The organism is Mycobacterium sp. DHQP2018-32-09, assembly GCF_058148405.1.
Map to the genome: position 1 here is coordinate 1 of NZ_JBYVYK010000040.1, position 24425 is coordinate 24425.

25 protein-coding genes are annotated in these 24425 nt (G+C 70.1%); 9 read left to right on the forward strand and 16 right to left on the reverse strand.

Translation table 11 applies throughout. The annotated features are described in order from the left end of the window. The 3 genes from AC30CM_RS18940 to AC30CM_RS18950 all read right to left on the reverse strand — a co-directional run. Nucleotides 1–523: MlaD family protein (locus tag AC30CM_RS18940; protein ID WP_490118448.1), on the reverse strand; the 523-nt coding region annotated here is incomplete at its 3' end. A 148-nt stretch (nucleotides 524–671) separates the two neighbouring features. Then, nucleotides 672–1079, reverse strand: a complete 408-nt coding sequence (locus tag AC30CM_RS18945) for a TIGR03668 family PPOX class F420-dependent oxidoreductase (protein ID WP_490118449.1) — start codon at nucleotides 1077–1079, stop codon at nucleotides 672–674. Between the two features lie 3 nt (nucleotides 1080–1082). Next, a complete protein-coding gene (locus AC30CM_RS18950) occupies nucleotides 1083–1766 on the reverse strand; it encodes a hypothetical protein (protein ID WP_490118450.1) in 684 nt (227 codons plus the stop codon). A gap of 166 nt (nucleotides 1767–1932) precedes the next feature. Here AC30CM_RS18950 and AC30CM_RS18955 point away from each other — a divergent pair, with 166 nt between their 5' ends. The 4 genes from AC30CM_RS18955 (at nucleotide 1933) to AC30CM_RS18970 (ending at nucleotide 5757) form a co-directional block, all read left to right on the forward strand. Next, the gene (locus AC30CM_RS18955) at nucleotides 1933–3087 is read left to right on the forward strand and encodes an ABC transporter substrate-binding protein (protein ID WP_490118451.1); all 1155 of its coding nucleotides are present in this window, start codon (nucleotides 1933–1935) and stop codon (nucleotides 3085–3087) included. Then, nucleotides 3084–3935, forward strand: coding sequence for an ABC transporter permease (locus AC30CM_RS18960; protein WP_490118497.1), 852 nt, complete (start codon nucleotides 3084–3086; stop codon nucleotides 3933–3935). Before AC30CM_RS18955 ends, AC30CM_RS18960 begins: the two co-directional genes overlap by 4 nt. Nucleotides 3936–4006: 71 nt before the next feature. Then, nucleotides 4007–4696, forward strand: a complete 690-nt coding sequence (locus AC30CM_RS18965) for an ABC transporter permease (protein ID WP_490118498.1) — start codon at nucleotides 4007–4009, stop codon at nucleotides 4694–4696. Next, the gene (locus AC30CM_RS18970) at nucleotides 4693–5757 is read left to right on the forward strand and encodes an ABC transporter ATP-binding protein (protein ID WP_490118452.1); all 1065 of its coding nucleotides are present in this window, start codon (nucleotides 4693–4695) and stop codon (nucleotides 5755–5757) included. The genes AC30CM_RS18965 and AC30CM_RS18970 overlap by 4 nt, the downstream gene beginning before the upstream one ends. Nucleotides 5758–5770: 13 nt before the next feature. Here the strand turns inward: AC30CM_RS18970 and AC30CM_RS18975 are convergent, their stop codons facing one another. Both AC30CM_RS18975 and AC30CM_RS18980 read right to left on the reverse strand, forming a co-directional pair. Beyond that, nucleotides 5771–6349, reverse strand: a complete 579-nt coding sequence (locus AC30CM_RS18975) for an orotate phosphoribosyltransferase (RefSeq protein ID WP_490118453.1) — start codon at nucleotides 6347–6349, stop codon at nucleotides 5771–5773. 49 nt (nucleotides 6350–6398) lie between these two features. After that, on the reverse strand, nucleotides 6399–7151 hold the full coding sequence (locus AC30CM_RS18980; RefSeq protein WP_490118499.1) for a HugZ family pyridoxamine 5'-phosphate oxidase: 753 nt from the start codon (nucleotides 7149–7151) through the stop codon (nucleotides 6399–6401). A 475-nt stretch (nucleotides 7152–7626) separates the two neighbouring features. Between AC30CM_RS18980 and AC30CM_RS18985 the strand changes: the two genes are divergently transcribed. Together AC30CM_RS18985 and AC30CM_RS18990 are read left to right on the forward strand one after the other, a co-directional pair. Then, nucleotides 7627–8565 (forward strand): hypothetical protein, encoded by a 939-nt coding sequence (locus AC30CM_RS18985; protein ID WP_490118454.1) that lies wholly within the window; start codon nucleotides 7627–7629, stop codon nucleotides 8563–8565. Nucleotides 8566–8615: 50 nt separating this feature from the next. After that, the gene (locus AC30CM_RS18990) at nucleotides 8616–9965 is read left to right on the forward strand and encodes a maltokinase N-terminal cap-like domain-containing protein (protein ID WP_490118455.1); all 1350 of its coding nucleotides are present in this window, start codon (nucleotides 8616–8618) and stop codon (nucleotides 9963–9965) included. On the opposite strand, the gene AC30CM_RS18995 is transcribed toward AC30CM_RS18990, so the two are convergent. Beyond that, nucleotides 9962–11035: a cellulase family glycosylhydrolase gene (locus tag AC30CM_RS18995; protein WP_490118456.1), complete on the reverse strand. Its 1074-nt coding sequence runs from the start codon at nucleotides 11033–11035 to the stop codon at nucleotides 9962–9964. The genes AC30CM_RS18990 and AC30CM_RS18995 overlap by 4 nt on opposite strands. Nucleotides 11036–11228: 193 nt before the next feature. Here AC30CM_RS18995 and AC30CM_RS19000 point away from each other — a divergent pair, with 193 nt between their 5' ends. After that, nucleotides 11229–13190 carry an ArnT family glycosyltransferase gene (locus AC30CM_RS19000; RefSeq protein ID WP_490118457.1) on the forward strand — a complete coding sequence of 654 codons (1962 nt, stop codon included), beginning with the start codon at nucleotides 11229–11231 and terminating at the stop codon, nucleotides 13188–13190. Here the strand turns inward: AC30CM_RS19000 and AC30CM_RS19005 are convergent. Genes AC30CM_RS19005 through AC30CM_RS19015 form a run of 3 tightly spaced genes read right to left on the reverse strand, consistent with a single transcriptional unit; the run spans nucleotide 13153 to nucleotide 15249 of the window. Then, a complete protein-coding gene (locus AC30CM_RS19005; RefSeq protein ID WP_490118500.1) occupies nucleotides 13153–13893 on the reverse strand; it encodes an ABC transporter permease in 741 nt (246 codons plus the stop codon). The two genes, AC30CM_RS19000 and AC30CM_RS19005, sit on opposite strands and share 38 nt — an antisense overlap. Nucleotides 13894–13951: 58 nt before the next feature. Then, entirely contained in the window at nucleotides 13952–14803 is an 852-nt protein-coding gene (locus AC30CM_RS19010; protein WP_490118458.1) for an ATP-binding cassette domain-containing protein, read from the reverse strand. Continuing rightward, complete coding sequence (locus AC30CM_RS19015) at nucleotides 14800–15249, reverse strand: MarR family winged helix-turn-helix transcriptional regulator (protein ID WP_490118459.1); 450 nt, start codon at nucleotides 15247–15249, stop codon at nucleotides 14800–14802. Before AC30CM_RS19015 ends, AC30CM_RS19010 begins: the two co-directional genes overlap by 4 nt. 100 nt (nucleotides 15250–15349) lie before the next feature. Here AC30CM_RS19015 and AC30CM_RS19020 point away from each other — a divergent pair, with 100 nt between their 5' ends. Continuing rightward, complete coding sequence (locus AC30CM_RS19020) at nucleotides 15350–15697, forward strand: hypothetical protein (protein ID WP_490118460.1); 348 nt, start codon at nucleotides 15350–15352, stop codon at nucleotides 15695–15697. Between the two features lie 28 nt (nucleotides 15698–15725). Here AC30CM_RS19020 and AC30CM_RS19025 read toward each other — a convergent pair whose 3' ends face one another. Beyond that, nucleotides 15726–16466: an O-methyltransferase gene (locus tag AC30CM_RS19025; RefSeq protein WP_490118461.1), complete on the reverse strand. Its 741-nt coding sequence runs from the start codon at nucleotides 16464–16466 to the stop codon at nucleotides 15726–15728. Nucleotides 16467–16525: 59 nt separating this feature from the next. Further along, nucleotides 16526–18667 (reverse strand): glycogen debranching protein GlgX, encoded by a 2142-nt coding sequence (gene glgX / locus AC30CM_RS19030; RefSeq protein ID WP_490118462.1) that lies wholly within the window; start codon nucleotides 18665–18667, stop codon nucleotides 16526–16528. A gap of 325 nt (nucleotides 18668–18992) precedes the next feature. Here glgX and AC30CM_RS19035 point away from each other — a divergent pair, with 325 nt between their 5' ends. Then, on the forward strand, nucleotides 18993–19862 hold the full coding sequence (locus AC30CM_RS19035; RefSeq protein WP_490118463.1) for a hypothetical protein: 870 nt from the start codon (nucleotides 18993–18995) through the stop codon (nucleotides 19860–19862). A 68-nt stretch (nucleotides 19863–19930) separates the two neighbouring features. Here the strand turns inward: AC30CM_RS19035 and AC30CM_RS19040 are convergent, their stop codons facing one another. Genes AC30CM_RS19040 through AC30CM_RS19060 form a run of 5 tightly spaced genes read right to left on the reverse strand, consistent with a single transcriptional unit; the run spans nucleotide 19931 to nucleotide 24318 of the window. Continuing rightward, nucleotides 19931–20482 (reverse strand): isochorismatase family protein, encoded by a 552-nt coding sequence (locus tag AC30CM_RS19040; protein WP_490118464.1) that lies wholly within the window; start codon nucleotides 20480–20482, stop codon nucleotides 19931–19933. A gap of 14 nt (nucleotides 20483–20496) precedes the next feature. After that, nucleotides 20497–21813: a hypothetical protein gene (locus AC30CM_RS19045; protein ID WP_490118465.1), complete on the reverse strand. Its 1317-nt coding sequence runs from the start codon at nucleotides 21811–21813 to the stop codon at nucleotides 20497–20499. Beyond that, entirely contained in the window at nucleotides 21810–22256 is a 447-nt protein-coding gene (locus tag AC30CM_RS19050; RefSeq protein ID WP_490118466.1) for a hypothetical protein, read from the reverse strand. The genes AC30CM_RS19045 and AC30CM_RS19050 overlap by 4 nt, the downstream gene beginning before the upstream one ends. Beyond that, complete coding sequence (locus tag AC30CM_RS19055; RefSeq protein WP_490118467.1) at nucleotides 22253–22465, reverse strand: hypothetical protein; 213 nt, start codon at nucleotides 22463–22465, stop codon at nucleotides 22253–22255. The genes AC30CM_RS19050 and AC30CM_RS19055 overlap by 4 nt, the downstream gene beginning before the upstream one ends. Beyond that, nucleotides 22462–24318, reverse strand: coding sequence for a hypothetical protein (locus tag AC30CM_RS19060; RefSeq protein WP_490118468.1), 1857 nt, complete (start codon nucleotides 24316–24318; stop codon nucleotides 22462–22464). Before AC30CM_RS19060 ends, AC30CM_RS19055 begins: the two co-directional genes overlap by 4 nt. Nucleotides 24319–24425 lie beyond the last annotated feature (107 nt).

Genomic DNA, 24425 nt, shown 5'->3' on the forward strand with positions numbered 1-24425 from the left:
CGTTGAGCTTGACCGGGTCGACCTTCTGGGCCACCGACACCACGGTCTCGAACAGCGTGTTGAACTCGGTGGTCACCGACGTCACGTCGATGGGCTGGGCCGGATCGATCCGGCCCTGCGGATCGCGCGGCGTCGACAGCGCGACGTACTTGTTGCCGAACACCGTCGACGCCTTGATCTGCGCCTCGACGTTCTGCGGGATCAGGTGCACGAACCTCGGTTGCACGTCGAGTGCGATGGTGGCGGCCGACGTGCCGCCGCGCCGAACGGGGGAGACCCCTGCGACGCGGCCGATCTCGACGCCGTTGTAGGTCACCTTGGAGCCGGGGTCCATCGACAGGCCTGACCGGGTGGCCACCAGGGTCAGCCGCGTCTTCAGGTCGAAGTCGCCGCGGAATTGCGCCCACACCAGGCCGATGACGAGCGCGGCGATCACGATCAGCACCACGGCGGACGTCTTGACCGGCGGGTCGTACCGCCAATGCCGAAACCGGTACTGCAGCGAAGCGATCGGGGAGCCCACCTGTGCTCCCTTCGAACCCGGGGTGCGGCCGAATCACCTTCTCAACCAGGCGGTTGGTCTGCAACGACTTTCGCCGGGATGCGACGGGTATCATCTTCGGCGCGCACTGTGATCGCGGTCACTGCGCGCCATCGCGGCTACGCGAGGATCAGGCGCGCCATCCCGACCACCGCGTCACGGTGATCGTCACCACGGGGCCGTCGAGCGCGATCCGGTCGTACTGCGGGTACTTCGCGCGCAGCAGGCCGTATCCCTTGGCCATCTGTTCACCGGTCTCGTGCACCTGCGCGGTGCCGTCCGCGCGCACCCACCACAGCTGCGTCCAGTCCTCGTCGTAGTGGTCCACCAGCAGGCTGACGCGCGGGTTGGCGGCGATGTTGGCGAGGCGCCGCAGCCGGTGTGTCGTCTTGCGCTTGGCGTCGACCGCGGTGAACACCACGCCCTGGCTGACGGCGAAGACCACGGGCACCACGTGCGGGGCCCCGTCGCTGCCCACCGTGGCGAGCGTCGCCACCGGAGCCTCGGAAAACCATGCCGCAGCATCGAATTCGGGCATCGCTCAGCGATTCGACGGCTTCTGCGGTGACACGCTCATGGGCGAACGGGTCACGTTGATCTCGGGCTTCTTCGACGGCCGCGGGTCATACCGCGGTCCCTGGTACACCGGCGCCGACGGGGCCTCGCTGGGCGGGGGCGGCGGCGGTGGAGGAGGTGGCGGGGGCGGCGGCAGGGCCGACGACGGCGTGGTGGTGGGCGCCGTGGTGGTGGGCGCATCCGACGTCGGCGCGGGCGGGGCATCGGATTCCCCCGACGAGCCGGTGCCGAAGGCCAACAGGACCACCGAGACCACGAGCGTCACCAGGGCGAGCCCCACCGCGGCGATGCCGACCTTGGCCTGCGTCGAGTCGTACCAGGGTTTGGGGGCCGACTTGAAGTTCCAGGTGTTGGCGTCGAAGGCGTCGAAGCGGTCACCGGGATGGACACCGGGATCGCCACCGTCGGCCCAATCGGTCTCACTCCAGGCGATGCCGCCGGTGTACCCGCCGGTGGGATCCGACGCCGGATCGTCGGCGTCCTCGAGTCGGTAGTCGTCGGGACGGACGACGGCCAGGGGGTCCGTCGGGGTCGGATCGTCCAGCGCGGCAACCGCGTCCGGCGCGGCATCACCCGACGTGTCGTCGGCCATGATGTCCCCGCCGTGCTGGGGGCGGTCGGCATCCCCCGCCGCGAGCCTGTCTGCCACCCCCCGATGGTATTCGCCGACCAGCGAAAACGTGCAAACCACGACGATTTGGGGTCGGTGTCGCTGGTAGAACGCCTCGGGGAGTTCACCTCGACGCCGTCGCGAGGTCACCGCGGGGTCGCCCGCGGGCCACCGTCACGACTCCCGACCTCGATTAAGGTGCGGCATGCCCTTCGTCACCCGTGCCGCCAGGCCCACCACGCGTCTGGTCGCCGGCCTGAGCGTCGTCGTCGCCCTCGCCCTGCCGTTCACCGCATGCGCACCGCCGCAGAAGGACACCGGCGGCGCCCAGACCCAGTCCGGCGTCCCCGCGGGCAAGGCCACCTCCGCCTCCGACTTCGGCGGCATGGACGGGCTGATCGCGGCCGCGAAGGCCGAGGGCGCGCTCAACGTCATCGCCCTGCCGCCGGACTGGGCGAACTACGGCGCGATCATCGAGGCGTTCGGCAAGAAGTACGGCATCACGGTCAACTCGATGCAGCCCACGGCCGCCAGCCAGGACGAGATCAACGCGGCCACCCAGCAGCGGGGCAAGTCCACCGCCCCCGACGTCTTCGACCTGGGGCAGTCGGTCGCGCTGGCCAACACCGCGATGTTCGCGCCCTACCGGGTGTCCACGTTCGACGACATCCCCGCCGCCTACAAGGACCCCGACGGCACCTGGGTGAACGACTACGGCGGCTACATGTCCATCGGCTACGACTCGGCCAAGGTGCCCGCGATCACCAGCGTCGACGATCTGGCCAAGCCCGAGTTCCGCGGCAAGGTGGCCCTCAACGGTGATCCGACCCAGGCGGGTGCGGCCTTCTCCGGTGTCCTGATGGCCGCGCTCGCCAAGGGCGGCTCCGCCGACGACATCGCGCCCGGTGTCGACTTCTTCGCCGCGCTGAAGCAGGCCGGCAACTTCCTGCCCGTCGACCCGACCCCGGCGACGATCGGCTCGGGCCAGACGCCCGTCGTCATCGACTGGAACTATCTCAACGCGGCGGTGAACGCGAAGTTGCCGACATGGCGGGTCTTCGTACCGGACAATGCTGCGGTGGCCGGTTACTACTACCAAGCGATCAACGCGGATGCGCCCCATCCCGCGGCGGCGCGACTGTGGCAGGAATTCCTCTACGGCGACGAGGGGCAGAACCTGTACGCGGCCGGCGGTGTGCGGCCGGTGCGTGCCGACGCCATGCTGCGAGCGGGCACCATGAATCCCGCGGTGGTGGCCAAGATCCCGGTGATCGACGGGCCCGTCACGGTGCCGTCACCCGCGCAGACCGCGGCCGCGGGAACCTACCTGCAGGACAACTGGGCCAAGGCGGTGGGCTGATTCTGCTTCGCCGACTGCGGGATTCACTGCCGCTGCTGCCGTTCTTCGCGATCGTCGCGATCTTCCTGATCGTGCCCACCGTCACCGTCGTGTTCAGCGCCTTCGTCGACGAGGGCGGGTTCTCCCTGGCGCGCATCGAGGCGCTGTTCTCCGCGACCGCGCTCGCCGCCCTGTGGAAGTCCGTCGTGCTGTCCGGCAGCACGGCCTTGCTCGGCGCGCTGTTCGGTGCCGTGCTCGCGTGGCTCGTCGTCACGCGGCCCGCCGAGTCGATGGTGCGGCGCACCGTGATCTCGCTGTGCAGCGTGCTGGCCCAGTTCGGCGGTGTCGCACTGGCCTTCGCCTTCCTGGCCACCATCGGCCTCAACGGCGTGCTGACGCTGTGGGTGCAGAGCGCGTTCGGCTGGAACCTCGCGGGTACGGGCTGGCTCTACGGGCTGCCGGGGCTGGTGTTGGTGTACACGTACTTCCAAATCCCCCTCATGGTCATCGTCTTCCTGCCCGCGCTGGAGGGACTGCGGGAGCAGTGGCGCGAGGCCGCCGTCAGCCTGGGTGCATCGACGTGGCAGTACTGGCGGGAGGTGGCGGTGCCGCTGCTCACGCCGGCATTCCTGGGCTCGGCACTGCTGTTGTTCGCCAACGCCTTTGCCGCCTATGCCACGGCTGCCGCGCTGGTGAGTCAGGGCAGCCCCATCCTGCCGCTGCTGATCCGGGCGGCGTTGACCAGTGAGGTGGTGCTCGGCCAGTCCGGCTTCGCCTACGCGCTGGCGCTGGAGATGATCGTCGTGGTGGCCGTCGTGATGGTGGCCTACAACCTGCTGGTGCGTCGATCGGCACGGTGGCTGCGGTGATCGCCAGACGTATTGCGCGAGCGGCCCTGTGGGTGGCCTTCGGCCTGTTCTTCCTGTTCCCGCTCTACGCGATGGCCGACTTCTCCACCCGAAACCTGCTGTCCGGTGGACGCACCGGGGCGGCCTGGGCGAACCTGTTCGCCGACGACGCGCTGTATCAGGCCATCGTCACGTCACTGCTGTTGTCGGCGTTGACCGTCGTCGCGATGCTGGTGATCCTGGTGCCCACCATGATCTGGGTGCGGCTGCGCACCCCGTGGGCCAAGGGCATCGTCGAGTTCCTCTGTCTGCTGCCGTTGACCATCCCGGCGCTCGTCATCGTCGTCGGCCTGAAGAACGTCTACCTGTGGGTGACGTACTTCCTCGGCGAATCACCGCTGACGCTGACGTTCGTCTACGTCGTCGTGGTGCTGCCGTTCGCCTACCGGGCGCTCGACGCGGCGCTGTCGGCCATCGACCTGCAGACCCTCGCCGAGGCCGCCCGCTCCCTCGGTGCCGGCTGGATCACCACCATCCTGCGGGTCGTGGTGCCCAACATCTGGTCGGGCGTGCTGTCGGCGGCGTTCATCTCGGTGGCGGTCGTGCTCGGCGAGTACACCATCGCCTCGCTGTCCGGTTTCGAGACGCTGCAGGTGCAGATCGTGTTGATCGGCAAGAGCGACGGGCCGACGTCGGTGGCGGCCTCGCTGGCGGTGTTGATCCTGGGATTCGTCTTGCTCCTGGGGCTTTCCCTACTGACCCGACGGAGGCGAAGGACATGACGGCCGCTGCTGCTGCTGGATCGACCGGACCGGGGGTGGGCGTCGAGCTGAGCGACCTCACCCGCGTCTACGGGTCCGTGCGCGCACTCGACGGGCTGACCCTGCACATCGAACCGGGCGAGTTCATCGCGCTGCTCGGGCCGTCGGGGTGCGGCAAGACCACGGCGCTGCGCATCCTCGCGGGTCTGGACGAGGCCACGTCGGGGACGGTGTCGGTGGGGGGACGCGACGTCACCTCGGTTCCGGCGAACAAGCGCGACATGGGCATGGTGTTCCAGGCCTACAGCCTCTTTCCGCACCTGACCGCGCGGCAGAACGTCGAGTTCGGGCTCAAGGTGCGCGGCCGTGGCAAGGGCGACCGGGCGCGCCGCGCCGGCGAGATGCTGGAGCTGGTAGGGCTTTCCGCCCACGTGGACAAGTACGCCTCGGAGATGTCGGGCGGCCAACAGCAGCGCGTCGCCCTGGCACGCGCGCTGGCCATCGAGCCCAGCGTGCTGCTGCTCGACGAGCCGCTGTCGGCGCTGGACGCCAAGGTGCGCACCCAGTTGCGCGACGAGATCCGGCGCGTCCAGCTCGACGTCGGCACCACGACGCTGTTCGTCACGCACGATCAGGAGGAGGCGCTCGCCGTTGCCGACCGCGTGGGCGTGATGAGCCAGGGCAGGCTGGAACAACTCGCGCCGCCCGCCCAGGTGTACGCCAACCCCGCCACCCCGTTCGTCGCGGAGTTCGTGGGGCTGAACAACAAGGTGGCCGCGACGGTCGCCGACGGCAGCGCGCAGCTGTTCGGCACCTCGGTGCCGACGCTACGGGGCTCGATCACCTCCGGTGCGGGCACGGCGCTGCTGCGGCCGGAGGCGGTGACGGTGACCGCCGATCCCCAGGGCGCCGCGACGGTCAAGTCGGTGGCGTTCCTGGGCCCGATCTCGCGGGTGTACGTGGCGCTGCCCGACGGCACGGTGGTGGACGCGCAGCTGACCAGCGCCGCCGCGCGCGCCTTCGAGCCGGGCTCGGCGGTGAGCCTCGGCGTGGAGCCGACACCGATCCTGGTGGTGCCCTGACCGCCGGTCGCGCCTAGACGTCCCGAACCGGGTCGATTCCGAGGTCGCGGTAGCTAACGAGGGCGGCGAACGGTACGCCCTTGCGGGCGAAGCGCGCCGCGGCGATGTCGCCGCGATCGACCATCGGGATCACGCCGGTGACCACCACACCCAGCGGCGCGATGCGGTCGTAGGCGAGCTCGGTGGATCCGCCGGTGCTGATGACGTCGTCGACCAGCAGCACGCGCGTGCCCGCCTCCAGCCGGGTGCCCTCGATCCACTGCTCGCGACCACGCTGCTTCTGCTCCTTGCGCACCGAGAACCACGCCTTGCCGGTCACCATGGCGATGCCGTGCGCCAGCGGGTCGGCGCCCATCGTGAGCCCGCCGACGGCGTCGAACTCGATGCCGTGGCGCGCCGCCAGATCGGCGACGGCACGGCTGACGATGGTGAGCCGTTCCCCGGTGTCGATGGCGAACTTGCCGTCGATGTAGTCATGGCTGAGTTGCCCACTGGCGAGCTTGAACGGCTCCTCGCGACGCTCGTGGCCACGGGTTCGGATCAGGTCGAACGCGGCTTGCCAGCTGTCCGGACGGTCGCTCGCATCAGGCATGGGGTGATCGTATCGGCCCCGGTCGAACCCGGGCCGCTGCGGTGCGGGATCACCGCGCGCGGCGGGCGAGTTCTGCTGCGGCCGAACGCAATCGAGCAGGGGAGTCGACGGGGCTGGCGAACCCCACCCGGGTGTAGGCCATGCCGCGTTCGCACGTCACCCGCAGGTCCAGTCCGTAGCGATCCAGCCCGGTGCACTGCGCGGCGGTGGTGTCCGGGTAGCCGCCGAGCGTGCGTGCCATGTCGGCCAGCGAGTCCGCATGGTCGGCGTTGAGGTGCGCGATCGCGCCCGCGGCGGCAGGCGAGACCGGATCGGGGGAGGCGGCGGCATAGTCGTCGCCGGTGGCCGAGTCCATGCGGCCGTAGCCGCCGACCCACCGCGCCCGGTCGACGCGCAGCACCCATAGGGTGAAGTCGGCGTAGTCGACGTAGTACTTCGCGGCGGGCACGGCGTCGAGATGCGCCTGGCGTGCGGCGTCGTAGGCATCGCCCGTCGGTGCGGTGACGACGCCGGCGAGCGTGATCCTGGCGTTGGCCAGCGGGTCGGTCTCGGTGGCGGGGGCGACGACGGCGATGCTGGCGCGCTGATCGCCGGCGAGATTGCGGCCGTGTTCGGCGAGGTTGGACACGCACAGCACCGGGGCGCCCCCGAGCAGTCCGTAGGTCACCAGCGAGGCCCACGGGGCGCCGTCGGCGGTGAGGGTGGCGAGCGTGCCGGTGTTCGTCGACGCCGCGATGGTCCGGGCCTCCTCGGCGGCCGACGGCCGTCGGGAGTCGACGACGGGCGTGAGTGGCGGCGGCATCGACGGGGCGTCACCGGGGTCGCCATGGTCGCGTAGTCGTGGGGCCACGACGGCACCTTACCCGCATCGGACGGCCGTCGATTCGACACCGGATGCGGCATGGGGTGTGCAACAATCCAACTCTGCTCGAATCGTCGTGAATTGCTCTGTCCAACAATTCAATTGCGCAATCAACTGGTGAAGAGAGAGGGACTTGTCGACCCCGTTCCAGCGCCTCGTGCACGCCGCCGGTGTCGTAGCAACGACACTGGTCCTCGTGTGCGCGAACGCCGGTCTCGCGGTCGCGGAACCCGACGAGTCCCCGTCCTCGCCCGAGGGGGGTCAGACGAGCGAACCCGCGCCCAGCGGTGATTCGGAAACCACGTCGGCCACCACACCCGACGTGAAGAGCCCTTCGACGCAGTCGGACCCATTGCCAGAACGCCCCCGCGCGGTCTTCGGCAACGGCCGGACACCCGGTCAATCCCGTCCGGTGATGAAGGTCGAGGCGCAACGCACCGTCCGCGGTGCCCAGCCGCCCGTCGAAACCGGCCCCCCACCATCCGACTCCGGCGAACCCGCGCCGGTGTCGCCCGCGGCACCGGCGGAGGCCGCATCACTACCCGCGCGGGGCCGACAGGCGGCCCCCGTCCCGCGTCCGCTGGACCCCACTCCCGCGCCGCAGCGCCCGTGGGACAGCAGCGCCGAGGTCCACTTGCCGTTCGTGGCACCGTTCACGGTGCCGCTGCCCACGTTCGTCGGGACCACCGCGACGCGCTACTCGATCGACCTCACCGATCCCTTCGCCGCCTACGCGTCGCTGCGCGACACGTACGACTCGTTCAGCTCGGTGATGGGCCAGGCGGTCGCGACCGCACGCGCGCCCTACGATCCGTCGCCGCCCCCACCGCCGGAGCCCGCGCTGCGGACCATGGAGGAGCAGCCCGTCGCCGACGCATCCGGTGGCCTCGTCGGGGGCGGGGGCATCGCGCCCGTCGCCAGCCGCGGCGGCGGCAGCGACGTCATGCCCAACGCGCCCGTGGTGCAGGCGCCCATGGCGGTCATGCCGCTGCCGCGGATCGGGCCGCCGCGCCCGGTGACGCGCGCCGTGCCCGCAGGTGCGGCACCGCAGGTGATCGCGACGGGTTCGGCGGGCGTGCGGACGTCCGAGGTGCGGGGCTCGGTGGTGCAGACGGGGACCGTGCGGGCCAGCGAGGCGCCCCCGGCCAACACCACGGCGGCGATGGGCAACACCGCCTTCCGGCAGGGATATCCGCAGGCGCTGCGCACGGCGCGGGTCGGCGAGGTCGCCGTCGTCGCCGTCCCTGGCCTCGCCGGCCTGCTGATGCTGGTCGCCGGCGGCGGCGTGATCGGCTACCGGCAGGCCAATACGATGCGCTACCTGCGCGCCGACGCCGCGCGCTTCCTGCACTGAACCGCGCGCGATGATTCCGGGGCCGCCTCGGTGGGTAGCTTGAAGTCACGATGCCGAATTCATTCGAGGAGTCGTTCGAATCGTGGCTGACCCGGCAGCGCTGGTATGCCGGTCGCACCCGCGAACTGTCCGCAGTGCGCCGTGCTGCCACCGTGCCGCTGGCCGATGGACTGGACTGGATGCTCGTCGACGCCGACTACGCCGACGGCTCGACGGACCGCTACCAGGTGATCGTCGGATGGCAGGCGGCAGGCGCGGCGGGCGCCGAGGACCAGGTCGGCGCCAGGGATGGAAACACGCACAGGGCCACCATCGGCGGTGACGGCCCGCGGGTCGCCCACGACGCTCTGTTCGATCCGGCGGCAGGCAGGCAGCTGCTCGAACTCGTGCGTCGGTCGGCGGTCGTCGGTCCGCTGCGCTTCGTCGCCGAACCCAGCGCGGACCTGCCGGTCGACGTCGACGTGCGCGTGATGGGCGCCGAGCAGAGCAACACCAGCATCGTCTTCGGCGACTCCGCGATCCTCAAGGTCTTCCGTCGCGTCAGCCCGGGCATCAACCCCGACATCGAGTTGAACCGCGTGTTGGGCCGTGCGGGCAATCGGCACGTGGCGCGGCTGCTGGGGTCCATGGAGGCCGACGTCGACGGTGCCCCGCACGCGCTGGGGATGGTGACCGCGTTCGCGGCGAACTCCGTCGAGGGCTGGGACCTGGCGACCGCCGAAGGGCGCGGGTCCACCGCCGACGACTTCGTGGACGAGTCGTTCGCGCTAGGCGAGGCCGTCGCCTCCGTGCACCGCACCCTTGCGGACGAACTCGGCACCGCCACCGAGGACTTCCCCGCCGACACGCTGATCCAGCGGCTGCACGCCATCGCGAACGCCGTGCCGGAGGTGGCCACCCATGCCGATGCGATCGAGGCCCGCTATGCCGCGCTGGCCGGCGAGACCGTCGTCGTGCAACGCATGCACGGCGATCTGCACCTGGGGCAGGTGTTGCGGACGCCGCAGCGGTGGCTGCTGATCGACTTCGAAGGGGAACCGGGGCAGCCGGTGGCCGAACGGCTGCGGCCCGACTCCCCGCTGCGGGACGTCGCGGGCATGCTGCGGTCCTACGACTACGCGGCCCACCAGCGTCTGCTGGCCGCGGGACCGGACGTCGGTTCGGATGCCGCGACCGCGGCCAGGGCGTGGGTGGAGCACAACGCCGCGGCCCTCTGCGAGGGTTACGCGTCCGTGGCCGGAGCCGACCCGCGGCGATCCGCGGGGGTGCTCGCGGCCTACGAACTCGACAAGGCGGTCTACGAGGCCGGTTACGAGGCGCGCTTTCGGCCGACGTGGCTGCCGATCCCGATGGCCGCCATCACCCGGCTGGTCGGCACGGACCAACCGCGAGGAAACTAGGTCAGCGCGGCGACAGCGGCCTGCGCCGGCTTGGGCGTCCAGTCGGTGCGGTACACGCCGAACGTGTCGTCGGGGTTGCCGCTGCCGGTGTTGCGGTCGCGGGTCGTGTAGATGTAGGCCGGTCCCGCGAACGGCAGGGTGCGCCACGTGGTGAGGAAGTCGGTGAGGTACGCCGCCTGCGTGGCCTCGTCGACCGCAGAGGTGGGCTCGCCGTACTCCGTCGCCCAGATCTTCTTGCCGCCGTCACCGTTGGCGGCCATGGCGCGGTGGATGCCCTCGGTCTGGCTCAGCGGGGTGTTGGCGGTGCCGCGACCCTTCGAGAACTCGTTGTTGTAGAGGTACGGGTGGAACGACAGCGCGTCGAACGAGCCCGCCGCGCCCGCGCCGTACATCTGCTCGACGAAGGTCACCGGGTCGGTGGTCAGGGCGAAGAACTGCACGACGGCGCCCACGACGCCGCCGATCACCAGCGCGGAGCGGTCGGCGCCCTTGATGGCGGGGTAGGCGGCCTTCAGCATGGCGGTGTACACGGCGGGTTCGGGGCCCTGCGGCCCGGACGTCCACGACGTCACCGAGTTGGGCTCGTTCCAGATCTCGTAGGCAGCGACGCGGCCGCGGAAGTGCGCGGCGGCGGCGCCTGCGAACTCGCCGTAGGTGGCGGCCGAGGCCGGGGGGCTGGAGATGGCCGGGTTGCCGGGGTTGACGGCCCACCCCGGCGAGGACACGAGGGTGCCGAGGACCGACATGCCGCGGGCGTTGGCGGCGTCGACGATCAGGTCGGCCTTACCCCAGTCGTACTGCCCGGGGTTGGGTTCCAGGCCGGCCCACGGCAGCATGACGCGGACGGTGCGCACGCCCGTGGCGGTCATCAGGTCCAGGGTGCGGTTGACGTCGTCGGGCGACATGCCCCACAGATCTGAGTCGGCGAACCCGACGGTGCTGCCCGAGGTGTTGATCGAGGCCGTCTCGACGTACGCGTAGGTGCGGGAGTCCGGGGTCAGAGTCGCAGCGGTCGCCGAGACGACCGCGACGGTCGCCACCGCCGTGACGAGTTTCAGCACGTTGCGCACGTTCTCCCCAATCGTTGGTCAGGCTAGACAACCTAACAGGCATGGATGACGCGCGCGTTTGCGCGCCGCCCCTGCCTGGACATCGTCTGGCAGTCGCTCCGGCGTTACGGACACGCGATCTCCAGCAGCCTCTCGGCGGCTTCACAGGCCGGTCCACGGTGGCGATGAGTCACTGGCAGACGTGACCATCGGCATGACGACCGCTCTCGTGGAACCGCCCAGCGCGCCGCCGGACCGCAACGTGCCGTGGCAGCGCCTCGGCTTGGCCGCGCTGCTGGTGGGCACGGCGGCGCTGTACCTGTGGCGGATCACGATCAACGGCATGGGCAACGCGTTCTACGCCGCCGCGGCGCAGGCGGGATCGCAGGACTGGAAGGCGCTGCTGTTCGGGTCGCTGGATCCCAACAACTTCATCACCGTGGACAAGCCGCCCCTGTCGCAGTGGGTGATGGGGCTGTCCGGTCAGCTGTTCGGCTTCAGCAGCGCCAGCATGCTGGTGCCGGAGGCGGTGATGGCCGTGGGCGCGGTGTGGTTGCTGTACGCCGCGGTGACGCGGGTGACCGGACCGTCGGCGGGGCTGATCGCGGGGACGGCGCTGGCGCTGACCCCGGTGGCCGCGTTGATGTTCCGGTTCAACAACCCCGACGCCGTGATGGTGCTGCTGATGACCGCCGCCGCCTACTGCACGGTGCGCGCGCTGGCGGGCCGGGGTGCGCGCTGGATGGCGCTGGCCGGCGTGGCACTGGGATTCGCGTTCCTGGCCAAGATGCTCGAGGGCCTGATGCTGGCCCCCGCGCTGGCGGCGGCCTACCTGCTCGCCGCGCCGGGGACGATGCGGTCACGGTCGGCGCACCTGCTGGGCGGCGCGGTCGCCGCGGTGGTGGCGGCCGGGTGGTTCGTGCTGCTGACGCTGTGGTGGCCGGCGTCGTCGCGGCCGTACCTGGCGGGCTCGACCGACAACAACTTCATGAACCTGGTGCTGGGTTACAACGGCATGGCGCGGCTGCTCGGCCGCAATCACGATGCGGGCATGCAGAACCAACTCGGCGTGATGGCGGGCAACGCCACCCACATCGTGGCCCCCGGCGGGAACCAACCCGGGGAGTTCGGGGGATTCGGGGGATTCGGCAACCAGGTGCACGGGTGGAACCGCCTGTTCACCGGCGAATTCGGTTACGAGATCGGCTGGTTGATCCCCGCGGCCCTGGTGGCGGTGGTTGCCGTGCTGATCGGCCGGGGGCGGGCGCCGCGCACCGATGCGGTGCGGGCGGCCACGGTGTTGTTCGGCGGTTGGCTGCTGCTCGACGGGGTGGTGCTCAGCTACATGCACGGCATGGTGCACCCGTACTACAGCCTGGCGATCGCGCCCGCGGTGGCGGCCATGTTCGGCATCGGCGTGCAGCAGACGTGGGCGCGTCGTGAATCATCCTGGTATCGCGTCGCCTTGGCGCTGATGCTGTTGGGCACCGGCGTGTGGAGCTGGTGGCTCCTGGGGCGCAACGCGACGTGGTTGCCCGCGCTGCGGTGGACGCTGCTGGTCGTGACGACGGCAGCCGCGCTGGCCATGCTGGGCACGTTGGCGGCGCGCCGCCAACGGGTGGCGGCCGGGCTGCTCACGGTCGCGGTGTTGGGCGCGCTGGCGGGCAGTGGGGCGTACGCCGTGGCGACCGTCGACACCGCACATTCCGGCGGCGGTCCCGTCGTGGGTCCCGCCCGGGGCGGCCAGATCAGCGGTGTGTGGGGGCGCACGCTCGACAACCCCGACCTCGACGGCCTGCTGGAGCAGACGCACACGGAGTGGTCGGCAGCCATCGACCGGTCGTCGAATGCCGCGGCACTGGAATTGTCCACGAACACCGCGGTGATGGCCATCGGCGGCTTCTCCGGCACCGATCCGACACCGACGCTGCAACAGTTCCAGGACGACGTCGCCGCCCACCGCGTCACCTACTACGTGACGACCGCGTCGGGGAGCAGCCGGGGATGGAATTCGCGCACCCACGAAGACATCTCGCGCTGGGTCGCCTTCACCTTCCAGGCCCAGACCGTCGGCAAGGACATCGTCTACGACCTGCGCAGGCCCATCGCCGCCGGCGGTGCGGCACCGGCCGCACCGGTCAGCGCACCAGCCGGCGCACCAGCGTCGACGCGGTGAACACGCCCAGCGCCGCGGCGAACACCAGCACCCCGACGTCGAGGGCTGGGTTGCCCGCGGTGCCGATGAGCAACGAGCGCAACGCATTAACCTCGTAGCTCAGCGGATTCACCGACGACAGCCACCGCAGCCACTGAGGCATGACGTCCACGGGATAGAGCGCGTTGGAGGCGAAGAACAGCGGCATGGTGATCGCCTGGCCGATGCCCATCAGCCGGTCGCGGTTGCGCACCAGCCCCGCGAGCGTCATCGACAGACAGGCGAAGAACGCCGAGCCGAGGATCACGATCGCCATGGCGCCCACGATGCGCAGCGGGTTGGCGGTGAGGTGGATTCCCATGAGATAGGCGATGATCAGCACACCGACCACCTGTGCCACCGACCGCACGCCCGCAGCGAACGCCTTGCCGCAGATCATCGCCGACGCCGGTGCCGGCGTCACCATGAGCTTGGCCAGGATGCCGGCGTCGCGGTCCCAGACGATCTGGATGCCGTAGAAGATCGAGATGAACAACGCGGACTGCGCGATGATGCCCGGCGCGAGGAACGCCAGGTACGGCACGCCGTCGGTGTCGATGACGTGCAGCCGCGAGAACGTCTGGCCGAAGATCAGCAGCCACAGTGCGGGTTGCACCATGCGCGTGAGCAACTCGCTGCGATCGTGGGAGAGCTTCTGCAGTTCGACGAGCGCGAAGGCGCCCATGCGACGCAGCAGCCCCGGAACCCGGCGCACGCCCCGTGGCGCGCGCACCACCGTCACGTCAACCACGGCGTGCCGCCCTCCTGGTCGAGCGGATCTGTTGCAGGGTCTGACGTGTGCCGTCGTCGGACAGGTCCGATCCCGCGTAGTGGCGAAACACGTCTTCGAGGGTGACGTCCGGGGTGTCCAGGTCGTTCGAGGTGGCCAGCGCGGCCTTGAGCCGGGTGGGCGAGTCGACGGCCTGCAGCGCGCCGTGGTGCATCAGGGCCACGCGGTCGCAGAGCGCGTCGGCCTCCTCCATGTAGTGGGTGGTGAGCAGCACCGTCATGCCGTATTCGGCCTGCATGCGGGAGACCTGCGACCACACGCCGTCGCGCGCGATCGGGTCCAGACCCACCGTCGGTTCGTCGAGCACGAGCAACGACGGCCGGTTGACCAGGGCTTGCGCCAGTTCGAGGCGCCGCACCATGCCCCCGGAGTAGGTGCCCGCCAGGTCGCCGGCGACCTCCAGCAGGTTCATCGCCGCCAGGGCCTCGTCCACCCTGGCGCGGCGCTGTGCGCGGGGCACGTCGTACAGCCGGGCGAACAGGTCGACGTTCTGCCTGCCCGTCAGCGCGGACTCGATCGAGAGTTGTTGGGGGACATAGCCGATGTTCTGCCGGATGTCGAGGGTGTCCCGGCGCGCATCCAGCCCGAACACCTCCACCGTGCCGTGCTGGACCGGGGTGAGGGTGGTCAGCACCCGGACCAGGGTGGTCTTGCCCGCGCCGTTGGGGCCGAGCAGGCCCAGCGTCTCGCCGCGACGGACCTCGAACGAGACGTCGTCGACGGCGGTGAACTGGCCGTAGCGGTGGGTGCCGTAGCGGTGGATGAGGTGCCGGCAGCGCACCGCGGGAGGCGGCTGATCGATCATGGATGCTCCTCGCGTAGCAGGGTGGTGAGTTTGGCCAGCACCGCCAGACCGGCGGTGAGCCGGGCCCGCTCGTCGGGATGCAGCCGGTCGAGTGCGGCGGCGAGCGTGGCCCGTCGCGTCGCGCGGGTCTCGTCGGCCACGTGCTGGGCGGGCTCGGTGAGGGCGAGCCTGCCGACGCGGCGATCGGCGGCGTCGACGGTGCGGTTCAAGAGGCCGTCGGCGCACAGCCGGGAGACCAGCGTGGACGCGGTGTTGGGCGCCAGTCCGAGTTCGGCGGCCGCCTCGCGCACCGAGATCCGGGGGTTCCTTCCCACGAGGCGCAGCAGCTCGGCCTGCGATTCGGGGAGCCCGGTGCCCAGTGCCGGACCCGATGATCGGCGGACCTGGCGGCGGAATCGTCCGACGGTGCCGAACAGTTCGGCGGCGAGTTCGGCGGTGGTGTCCACCTCGCCAGATTACCTCTGTTACAGACCTTTTTCGGGGTTGGGCGACCGCGCCGGTCCGGGTCGCTGGTCGCAGCCGTGACCCATCGGGCACGATGGGTTCATGAGCACCGACGGCTTCGACGACATCCCCCTCGACAAGTCCGAGTCTCTCGACTCCGACGAGGTGCGCAACGACGACGGTGACGAGGTGGCCGACCCGCCCGAGCAGTGGATCGAGGCCAAGGAGGACGAGACGCTCGACGAGCGGCTCGCCGAGGAGGAACCCGACGTCGCCGCCGACGACGAGGACGAGCCCCGTGAGGCGCACGACTCCGACTCCGGCGGCGGCCTGGAACTGGTCGACGACGACGAACTGGACCGCCTGGACCCCGAACGTCACGGCAAGGATCGGGGCCAGATCGACGGCACGCCGGAGGACGGCGACTCGTTCTACGACGTGGTGCGCTGAACCGGCGCGGCCAGCCGGTTCTGCCGCGTCAGAACGGTCGGAACCAGTCCCAGCGCCGCTCGTCCTCACTGACCTTGTGCAGCGCCATCATCGACCGGTGCTTGACCATGCCGAACGGATAGTCGTAGAGCCAGTGCGGCAGCGCCACGTCGGCCACCGGTTTGATCACCCGGCCCACCGCGCGGGCTGCACGATGTCCCAGGTTCGACGTCGCCGAACCCCCGACCACCTCAAAACACGGGTACTTCGAGAAGTACGACACGGCCTTGGACACGCTCGGCCATCCGCAGTCGTCGACCACCAGGTAGCCGCCCACGCGCAGTAGGCGCGTGGCGTAGAACATGTCCAGCAGCGTGTGATCAAAGGTGTGCCAGCCGTCGACGAAGATCAAGTCGAACGGCTCCACACCCTCGCTCAACAGCCGCGGCAGCGCCAATTCCGAGGGCTCCTCGACGAGTTCGAACGCCGTGACGCCCGCGCGGCGCAGATTGTCGACGCCGATGCTGCGCCAATCCGTCGTCTGGAACGGGTCGACGATGACGTGGTGGGCACCGCTCCGCCCGTGCGTGGCCCCGGTGATGTGCAGCGACGACAGCCCGAACGCGCAGCCTACCTCGAGGGTGCGGGCAATCTCCGGATGCTTGGCGACGAGGTCGTGCAGGAAGCGCCCCTCGTCGACGTCGACCTGGGAATGCAGCTCGTGCCGTTCGCCTTTGGCGTCCACCACGGCCCGCTCGCGGTAGATCTGGTCGATGATCGGCTGTGTCATGAACGTCCCCCGTCTGCGCAAGCCAAGCTGACGACCGGCTGTGAATACCGGCGACGCTATCAGGTGGCTTCGGGCTCCTGGGCCTGAAGCACGATGGTCGCGCGGGCCTCGACGGTGAGAGTCTCGCCGGCCGCGACGGCCTGTTCCTCGCCGCCGTCGGTGCGCAGCACCGTACGCCACGAGGCGCCGAATTCGGCCGGCGGCAAGGTGAACTCGAGCGGCTCGTAGTGCGCGTTGAAGCACAGCACGAACGAGTCGTCGACGATGCGCTGGCCGCGCTCGTCGCGGTCGGGGATGCCGAGCCCGTTGAGGTACACCGCGACCGACTTCGCAAAGCCCGAGCCCCAGTCCTCACCCGTCATCTCGGTGCCCTCGGGGGTGAACCACGCGATGTCGGGAGCGCCGGACTCGCCGCGCCTGCCCACGGGCTTGCCGGTGAAGAAGCGCCGCCTACGGAACACCGGATGGGCGGCGCGCAGCGCCGAGACCTCCTTGGTGAACTCCAGTAGTTCGGCGTCCGCGTCGGCCCAGTTCACCCACGTGATCTCGTTGTCCTGGCAGTACCCGTTGTTGTTGCCGCCCTGCGTGCGTCCCAGCTCGTCGCCGTGGCAGATCATCGGGACGCCCTGCGACAGCAACAGCGTGGTCAGGAAGTTGCGCTCCTGCCTGCTGCGCAGCGCCAGCACCTCCTGGTCGTCGGTGGGACCCTCGACGCCACAGTTCCACGACCGGTTGTGGCTCTCGCCGTCGTTGTTGTCCTCGCCGTTGGCCTCGTTGTGCTTCTCGTTGTACGACACCAGGTCTCGCAACGTGAAGCCGTCGTGGGCGATGACGAAGTTGATCGAGGCGACGGGACGACGCGCGGTGTGCTCGTACAGGTCGGCCGATCCGGTGAGGCGGTAGGCGAACTCGTCGAGCGTGGAGGGCTCACCGCGCCAGAAGTCGCGCACGGTGTCGCGGTACTTGCCGTTCCACTCCGTCCACTGCGGCGGGAAGTTGCCCACCTGGTAGCCGCCGGGGCCGACGTCCCACGGTTCGGCGATGAGCTTGACCTGGCTCACCGTCGGATCCTGTTGCACCAGTTCGAAGAACGTCGCCAGGCGGTCGACGTCGTAGAACTCGCGGGCCAGCGTCGAGGCGAGGTCGAAGCGGAAGCCGTCGACGTGCATCTCGGTGACCCAGTACCGCAGCGAATCCATGATGAGCTGCAGCGAGTGCGGATGGCTGACGTTGAAGCTGTTGCCGGTACCCGTGTAGTCCATGTAGTACCGCTTGTCGTCGTCGACCAGCTGGTAGTAGGCGGCGTTGTCGATGCCGCGCATCGACAACGTGGGGCCCATGTGGTTGCCCTCGGCCGTGTGGTTGTAGACCACGTCGAGGATCACCTCGATGCCGGCCTCGTGCAGGGCCCGCACCATGGCCTTGAACTCCTGCACCTGCCCGCCGGGGTTGGGGTTGCTGCTGTACTTGTGGTCCGGGGCGAAGAAACCGATGGTGTTGTAGCCCCAGTAGTTCGACAACCCCTTCTCGATGAGCGTCGAGTCGTTGGCGAAGTGGTGTACCGGCATCAACTCGATGGCCGTGATGCCCAGCGACTTGAGGTGCTCGATGATCACCGGATGCGCGACGGCGGCGTACGTGCCGCGCATCTGTTCCGGGATGTCGGGGTGCGTCTCGGTGAGCCCCTTGACGTGCGCCTCGTAGATGACGCTGTCGGCGTACTCGTGTTTCGGCGGCCGGTCCACGCCCCAGTCGAAGTAGGGGTTGATCACGACGGACTTCGGCATGCTGGCCGCCGAGTCGTCGTCATTGCGGCTGTCGGGGTCGCCGAAGGTGTAGCCGAACAGCGACTGGTTCCAGTCGAACGCGCCGTCGATGGCCTTGGAGTACGGGTCGAGCAGCAGCTTGTTAGGGTTGCACCGCTGGCCGTTGGCCGGATCGTAGGGGCCGTGCACGCGGTAGCCGTAGCGCTGCCCGGGTTCGACGTTGGGGATGAAGCCGTGCCACACGAAGCCGTCCACCTCGGGCAGCGTGAAGCAGCCGGTCTGGGTGCCGTCGGCGTCGAACAGGCACAGTTCGACCTTGTCGGCCACCTCGCTGAACACCGCGAAGTTGGTGCCCGTCCCGTCGTAGGTGGCGCCGAGGGGGTAGGCGCTGCCGCGCCAGATCTCGGGGGTGGTCGTGCCCTGGGGTTCGGTCACGTGAGGCCTTCCTGCCAACGGTCAACATGGCGACCATACGGTGCGCCGTGGATGCGGGCACGTGGGTGAGCAGCCTCGAGGAGCACTGACGTGGCCACTTGCCCCTGCTCAGTTGCCCATTTGACGGCCTCGACAAACCCCCGGCGCCCTGTGTCGACACTCACCCGGACTTTGGTGTCGTGGGGGCCCCGAGTGTGCATCCTCCGACGGCCACGCGGCGTGTCGCGTGCGGAGACGCACACTCGGCGTCCAGGGCTGTGGACAACCTGGGTCGAGTTGACCGCGGGGCGGCCGATGCGTCGGTCGGCGTCCGCAGGATCCAGCCATGACCGACGTTCCCTGGCCCTTCCTCGGCGTCGAGGCGCTCGGGGCTCGCGCGATCTCGGCGCGGACGATGCACCTGCTCTACGAACCCATCCACCCGGGTGTCTACGTGGCCTGGGGCGCTGCGCCGACAGCTCGCCAACGCGCCGAAGCCGCCTGGCTGTGGTCGCGGCGTCGCGGGGTGCTCGCCGGTCAGTCGGCGGCGGTGCTGCTGGGGGCCAAGTGGGTGGACGACGACGAGCCCGCCGAGGTGATCCACCGCAACCGGCGCCACCCGCCGAACGTCGTGGTGCGTACCGAGACCCTCGCGCCGGGCGAGATCGTCCGCGTGGGTGCCATGGCCGTGACGTCGGCGGCGCGCACGGCGTTCGACATCGGCCGCCACACGCGCTCGGAGATCCTGGCCGTGCGTCGGCTGGATGCCTTGGCCAACGCCACCGGCGTGCGGCGGGCGGACGTCGAAGCCGTCGCCGGCGCCCATCCCGGGGCCCGGCACCTCGGGCGGCTGCGCCGGGTGCTGCCGCGCGTCGACGGTGGGGCCGAGTCGCCACAGGAGACCGTCGCCCGCTCGGCTCTCGTCGACGCGGGACTGCCGGCGCCACGGACTCAGGTCGAGATCCGAGACCGGCTCGGCCGTTTCGTCGCTCGTGTCGACATGGCTTACGAGGAGGTCAAGGTCGCCATCGAGTACGACGGGCTGCAGCACTGGACCGACGCCCACGTACGGCAGCGGGACATCGACAAGGGCGTCGCCTTCGACGAGCTGGGCTGGCTGGTGATCCGGGTCGGCAGCGAACTACTCCACCGCCGGCGGGCGACGTACGTCGACCGGGTGGAACGTGCCCTGCGGGCTCGCGGCATGGTCTGGTGACGCGACGAGTGTGCGTTTTCGTACCGGGTTCCGGCGTGTCGCGTGCGGAGACGCACACTCGCGGGTGACTAGGCCACCTCGACGCCCACCGCGCGCATCGCGGCGACGGCGTCGGCGATGGTCTCGGGGTGGATGCCGGCGGTCAGGTCCACGAACACCCGCGTGCTGAACCCCGCGGCGGCGGCATCCAGTGCCGTGGCCTTCACGCAGTAGTCGGTGGCGATGCCGACGACGTCCACCGCGTCGACGTCGCGGGCGCGCAGCCAGTCCACCAGGGGCGTCTCGTCGTCGGCGTGGAATCCCTCGAACCCGCTGTAGGCCGCCGAGTACTGCCCCTTGTGGAACACGGCCTCGACGGCGCTGGGATCCAGCGCGGGATGGAACTCCACGCCCGGCGTGCCCACCACGCAGTGCGGCGGCCACGAGTCGACGTAGTCGGGCGTCGCGGAGAAGTGCGCGCCCGGGTCGATGTGGTAGTCCTTCGTCGCGACGACGTGCGCGTAGTCGTGGTGGGCGAGCAGCGCCGTGATCGACTGCGCGACCTCGACGCCCCCGTCGACCGCCAGCGTGCCGCCCTCGCAGAAGTCGTTCTGGACGTCGACGACGAGCAGTGCGCGCATGCCCTCGACGGTAGTCAGCCCCCGAACAGCAAGTACAGCCCCGTGAACGTGTAACCCACCATCACCAGCATCATCGCCAGCTGGCCGGTGAGCTGATTGCGCTTGGGCAGCACGCGCAGCGCCCGGTCGTGGGCCGCGACGACGCCCGCGACGTGCCCGGCCACGACGAAGCCCACCTTCAGGGTGGCCAGCACCGAGGGGTGCATCGACAACACGTAGGACACGTCGAGGCCCAGCCAGCCGGTGCCGAACGGGTCGAGCAGGCGCAGCACCGTCTGCTGCCCGCGCTCCACCAGGTAGGTGAGGTAGTGCGCGAAGACGTACCCGACCACGATCGGCACCAGCGAGTGCGCCATGAGCCCGGGCAGTTCGCGCCGCGTCCGGGCGTCGACGCCGCCCGTGGCGCGCGCGGCGAGGGTGAACGTCGCCGCGACCACCGCGGCGAAACCCGCCAGCCCCACGGTGCGCAGCAGCACGGCCGCCGTCGTCGAGCCGCCGGAGAGGTCGTCGACCAGCCCGCGCCACTGCGGCATGGCCGAGAAGCTGTCGAACGCCGTCGACCCCAGCAGCACCGCCAGCACCGCGACGGTGCCGGGGCGCACGGGCAGCGTCGGCAGGTGGTCGAACGGGTTGCCCACCGCGATGCGACCGTCGGCATCGCGGCGCAGCGGCGCCAGCCGGGACACGACGACGCCGTACACCTCGAACGGGTCGGCGTTGGCGCACCACCGGGTGCCGAAGCGCAGGGCGCCGGCCAGCGTCACCACCAGGTAGACCACCAGCCACGTCTTCACGGCGGTCAGCGATCCGGGGTCCGGGCTGGCCAGCTCCAGCCACACGAAGGCGAACAATCCCAGCGCAGCCGGCCAATGGCCCAGTGACGTCGGGTAATTCGCGGTCGTCGGGCGCGCGGGTAACAGGCGGTACAGCGTGCGCACCGGCGAGACGGCGCGCCACACCGGGCCGATGAGCACCGACAGCGCCACCAGGCCCACCCACAGCAGCACGTAGAAGACGCCGGGCAGCGGGTTCTCGCCGGTCTGCGGCCCGACGACCGCCACGATGCCGACCCACACCGCCAGCGCCAGCGCGCCGAGGCCCACCACCCACCGGGTCACCGGCGAGTCGACGGCGGCCGTGCACCACCGCGGTAGCGGCCTGCCCTGGTGTGCGGGGTCGAAACGTGGCTGCTTCCACGCCAATGCGACGACGGCGAACGTGAACGTCAGCGCCCACGCCGCACCGATGAGCGCATAGGTGTAGGGGATCGGGAGGTCGGACGACCCGCCGAGGCCGTGGGCCAGCAGGCCGGTGGTGGCGCCCGGGGTCACTGCTGAACGGCGATGGTGGCGACGGTCTTGTCGAGGTGGTGCAACTCGACGTCGACCCGGCCGGGAACGTCGACGGTGAACTGGAACTGTTGCCCGTTCTCGGCCTTCACCTCGAAGGAGTGCTCGGGGTTGGAGTGCACGTGCAACTCGTCGGCGGCATCACTGTTGACGCGGATCACGATGGGCTCGCCGACGCGCGCCTGGAACTGCTGGTTGGTGGGGGTCGCGGTCCCGTCGGCGATGGTCAGGTCGATCAGCAGTCGCGCCGTGGGCGCCTGCTGGTCGGTGAGCCGCGGTGCGGACGAGCCGCTGGTCGGCGCGGCGGATTGCGCTGCGCCACCGGACGATTCGGCCGTCTGGGACGATCCGCCGCAGGCGGTCAGGACGGCGGCGGTGGCGGTCGCCGCCACGACGGCGGCGACGCGTGTCTTCGGGTGGATCACGGGGCTCCATCTGCGCTGGGGGATCGGTCGCTGGGCAGGCGCGTGCCGTCGGTGGTGGCCTCGTCGTCCCCCTCGTGGTGCTCCCCGTCGTCACCGTTGCGGCGGTCGCGGCGGGCGATCCAGATGACGACGCCCACCACCACCAGGGCGGGCGCGAACGCCGGTATGGCCAGGAGCGCCGAGTGGTCGGCGAGGTAGACGGTCGTCATGCCTGCGCAGACGGCTCGAACTCGCGCTTGCTGGTGGTCGGCGCGCTGCCGTTGAGTCGTCCTGCGCCCCAGGACAATCCGGCGATCAGTGACAGCGTGCACACCAGGACCACGATGCATCCGACGAGCCACAGCGACTGCGGGACGTCGGGGTTGCGCTCACGCTGCAGGATGGTGATCTCGGCGACGAACGGACGCGTCATCGACGCCTCGGCGGGCACCTCCGCCGCGCCGATGCCGGGGTCGCCGTGCAGGTAGATCGGCACGGCGCCCATGGTGCGGCCGTCGTGCACGCGCAGCAGCGTCTTCCACTGGCCCGAGACCGGCATGGGCTCGGTGGAGCGGTAGTGGCCGGGGCCGACCTTCTCGAGGTGGTCGACGAAGATGCCCCGCTGGTTGGCCAGGCCACCCTGCCACCCGAGGATCGACACCCAGTTCGGGTCGGCGCTCACCAGGTCCGGCGGATTGATGCGGATGTCGGCGGTGGCCATCCGCTGATCGCCGATGCTCGGGGCATCGGTGAGCGTGATGCTGGCGGTGGCGTTCTGCGGCACGTCGTAGCGCAGACCGTTGGCGGTGGCACCGGCGATGGCGAGCACCGACAGCGCGACGAGGCCGATGCCGATGGCGCGCGTGGGGAGTCGCTGGTCGGTGAGGACCATGCCGATCATCGCGCCGCACGCTCCGACGAGCGCGGCGACGGGGATCGACATGGCCAGCGCCTCGGGCCAGATGCTGGTGGGCCAGGCGTACTCGTAGACCGCGTCGATCCACAGCGACTCCAGCCACAGGCCGACGGTGGCGATGCCGACGCCGCTGACGAGGCCGAACACGATGGGCCGCTTGAACAGTGGCGTCAACGCGAGCAGTTCCACCACCAGGGCGGGCCCCAGGTAGAGCGCGAACCAGTTGATGGGCGCCCCGAGCACGGGGCCGACGGCGAGGGCGACGAGACCGCGCAGCGCGATCGCCAGCAGCGCGGCGATGACGGCGGCGCCGCGGCCGAGCATGATGCGGGCCGCGACCAGGCCGAGGGCGGCGGCGGCGGCGATCAGCATCGGCTCGAACACCTGGCGGAACTGCATGACCCCGAAGTCGAACTCGATCTGGAAGACCGACATGCCGATGACCAGGCCGGCGAACGCCAGGTACTGCAGGAACTTGACGGTGGGACGGTCCTTGGGGGCGTCCTTGCCCGCGGCGAGCCGGCCCTCGTACTCGAGGTAGAGCGCGGCGAGGGTGGAGAAGCCGGCCCCGCCGATCATCATCAGGTGCGTGGGGCCCCACAGCGTGACGTCCTGGCCGAAGATGCGGTGCCACACGTCGTCCAGCGGGAACCCGATGAGCGCGTACAGGCCGCAGCCGGCCATCAGGATGCCGCCCACCGGCGCGTACCAGGTCTTGGTGATGCGCACGGCCGCCGGGCCCGGCTTGTCATAGGACAGGATGCAGGCCAGGCAGCCCGCGATGAAGAGGATGAACAGGCCGAACAGGATGAAGTAGTGCGCGGGGTTGGCCAGCGGCCCGGGGTCGCGCCCCTTGCCGATGTGCAGGCTGACGTCCCAGATGAAGCCGAACAGGGCGCAGATGATCGTGGTGATGAACAACATGATCGGCAGCGCCACCCACGGTGGCCGGTGGAACTTGTTGCCCGCCCAGTCGCCGAGGTCGCGCAGCCAGGTGATCTTGCGCTGGCGGTGCTGGTAGCCGATCCACAGCAATCCCAGCGAGATGATCATGGCCGCGACGGACATGCCGATGACCTGGTCGAGGGCGGCCCCGCCGCCCTCGGTGCCCTGCGCCAGGAACGTGGCCGCACTGTCCGTCGTGGTCTGCCAAGACGCCATCGTCATTCCCCACTCGTCTATCCGGATCGGTCACAACCTACCGGCGGGTAATGTTGCCAGAAGAAGTTATCCGGGACCAGGGGTACCGCGTGTTCCGTATCGTCACGGTTCGG

Bases quoted from the DNA above. Each gene is read 5' to 3' on its own strand.
- AC30CM_RS18980 (WP_490118499.1), bottom strand. From the start codon at position 7,151: ATGCCGCCGCCACTCACGCCCGTCGTCGACTCCCGACGGCCGTCGGCC.
- AC30CM_RS18945 (WP_490118449.1), bottom strand. From the start codon at position 1,079: ATGCCCGAATTCGATGCTGCGGCATGGTTTTCCGAGGCTCCGGTGGCG.
- AC30CM_RS18985 (WP_490118454.1), top strand. From the start codon at position 7,627: ATGAAGGTCGAGGCGCAACGCACCGTCCGCGGTGCCCAGCCGCCCGTC.
- AC30CM_RS19020 (WP_490118460.1), top strand. From the start codon at position 15,350: ATGAGCACCGACGGCTTCGACGACATCCCCCTCGACAAGTCCGAGTCT.
- AC30CM_RS19040 (WP_490118464.1), bottom strand. From the start codon at position 20,482: ATGCGCGCACTGCTCGTCGTCGACGTCCAGAACGACTTCTGCGAGGGC.
- AC30CM_RS18990 (WP_490118455.1), top strand. From the start codon at position 8,616: ATGCCGAATTCATTCGAGGAGTCGTTCGAATCGTGGCTGACCCGGCAG.
- AC30CM_RS19055 (WP_490118467.1), bottom strand. From the start codon at position 22,465: ATGACGACCGTCTACCTCGCCGACCACTCGGCGCTCCTGGCCATACCG.
- AC30CM_RS19000 (WP_490118457.1), top strand. From the start codon at position 11,229: ATGACGACCGCTCTCGTGGAACCGCCCAGCGCGCCGCCGGACCGCAAC.
- AC30CM_RS19035 (WP_490118463.1), top strand. From the start codon at position 18,993: ATGACCGACGTTCCCTGGCCCTTCCTCGGCGTCGAGGCGCTCGGGGCT.
- AC30CM_RS18970 (WP_490118452.1), top strand. From the start codon at position 4,693: ATGACGGCCGCTGCTGCTGCTGGATCGACCGGACCGGGGGTGGGCGTC.
- AC30CM_RS19005 (WP_490118500.1), bottom strand. From the start codon at position 13,893: ATGGGCGCCTTCGCGCTCGTCGAACTGCAGAAGCTCTCCCACGATCGC.
- AC30CM_RS18955 (WP_490118451.1), top strand. From the start codon at position 1,933: ATGCCCTTCGTCACCCGTGCCGCCAGGCCCACCACGCGTCTGGTCGCC.
- AC30CM_RS19060 (WP_490118468.1), bottom strand. From the start codon at position 24,318: ATGACGATGGCGTCTTGGCAGACCACGACGGACAGTGCGGCCACGTTC.
- AC30CM_RS18965 (WP_490118498.1), top strand. From the start codon at position 4,007: ATGGCCGACTTCTCCACCCGAAACCTGCTGTCCGGTGGACGCACCGGG.
- AC30CM_RS19010 (WP_490118458.1), bottom strand. From the start codon at position 14,803: ATGATCGATCAGCCGCCTCCCGCGGTGCGCTGCCGGCACCTCATCCAC.
- AC30CM_RS19025 (WP_490118461.1), bottom strand. From the start codon at position 16,466: ATGACACAGCCGATCATCGACCAGATCTACCGCGAGCGGGCCGTGGTG.
- AC30CM_RS18975 (WP_490118453.1), bottom strand. From the start codon at position 6,349: ATGCCTGATGCGAGCGACCGTCCGGACAGCTGGCAAGCCGCGTTCGAC.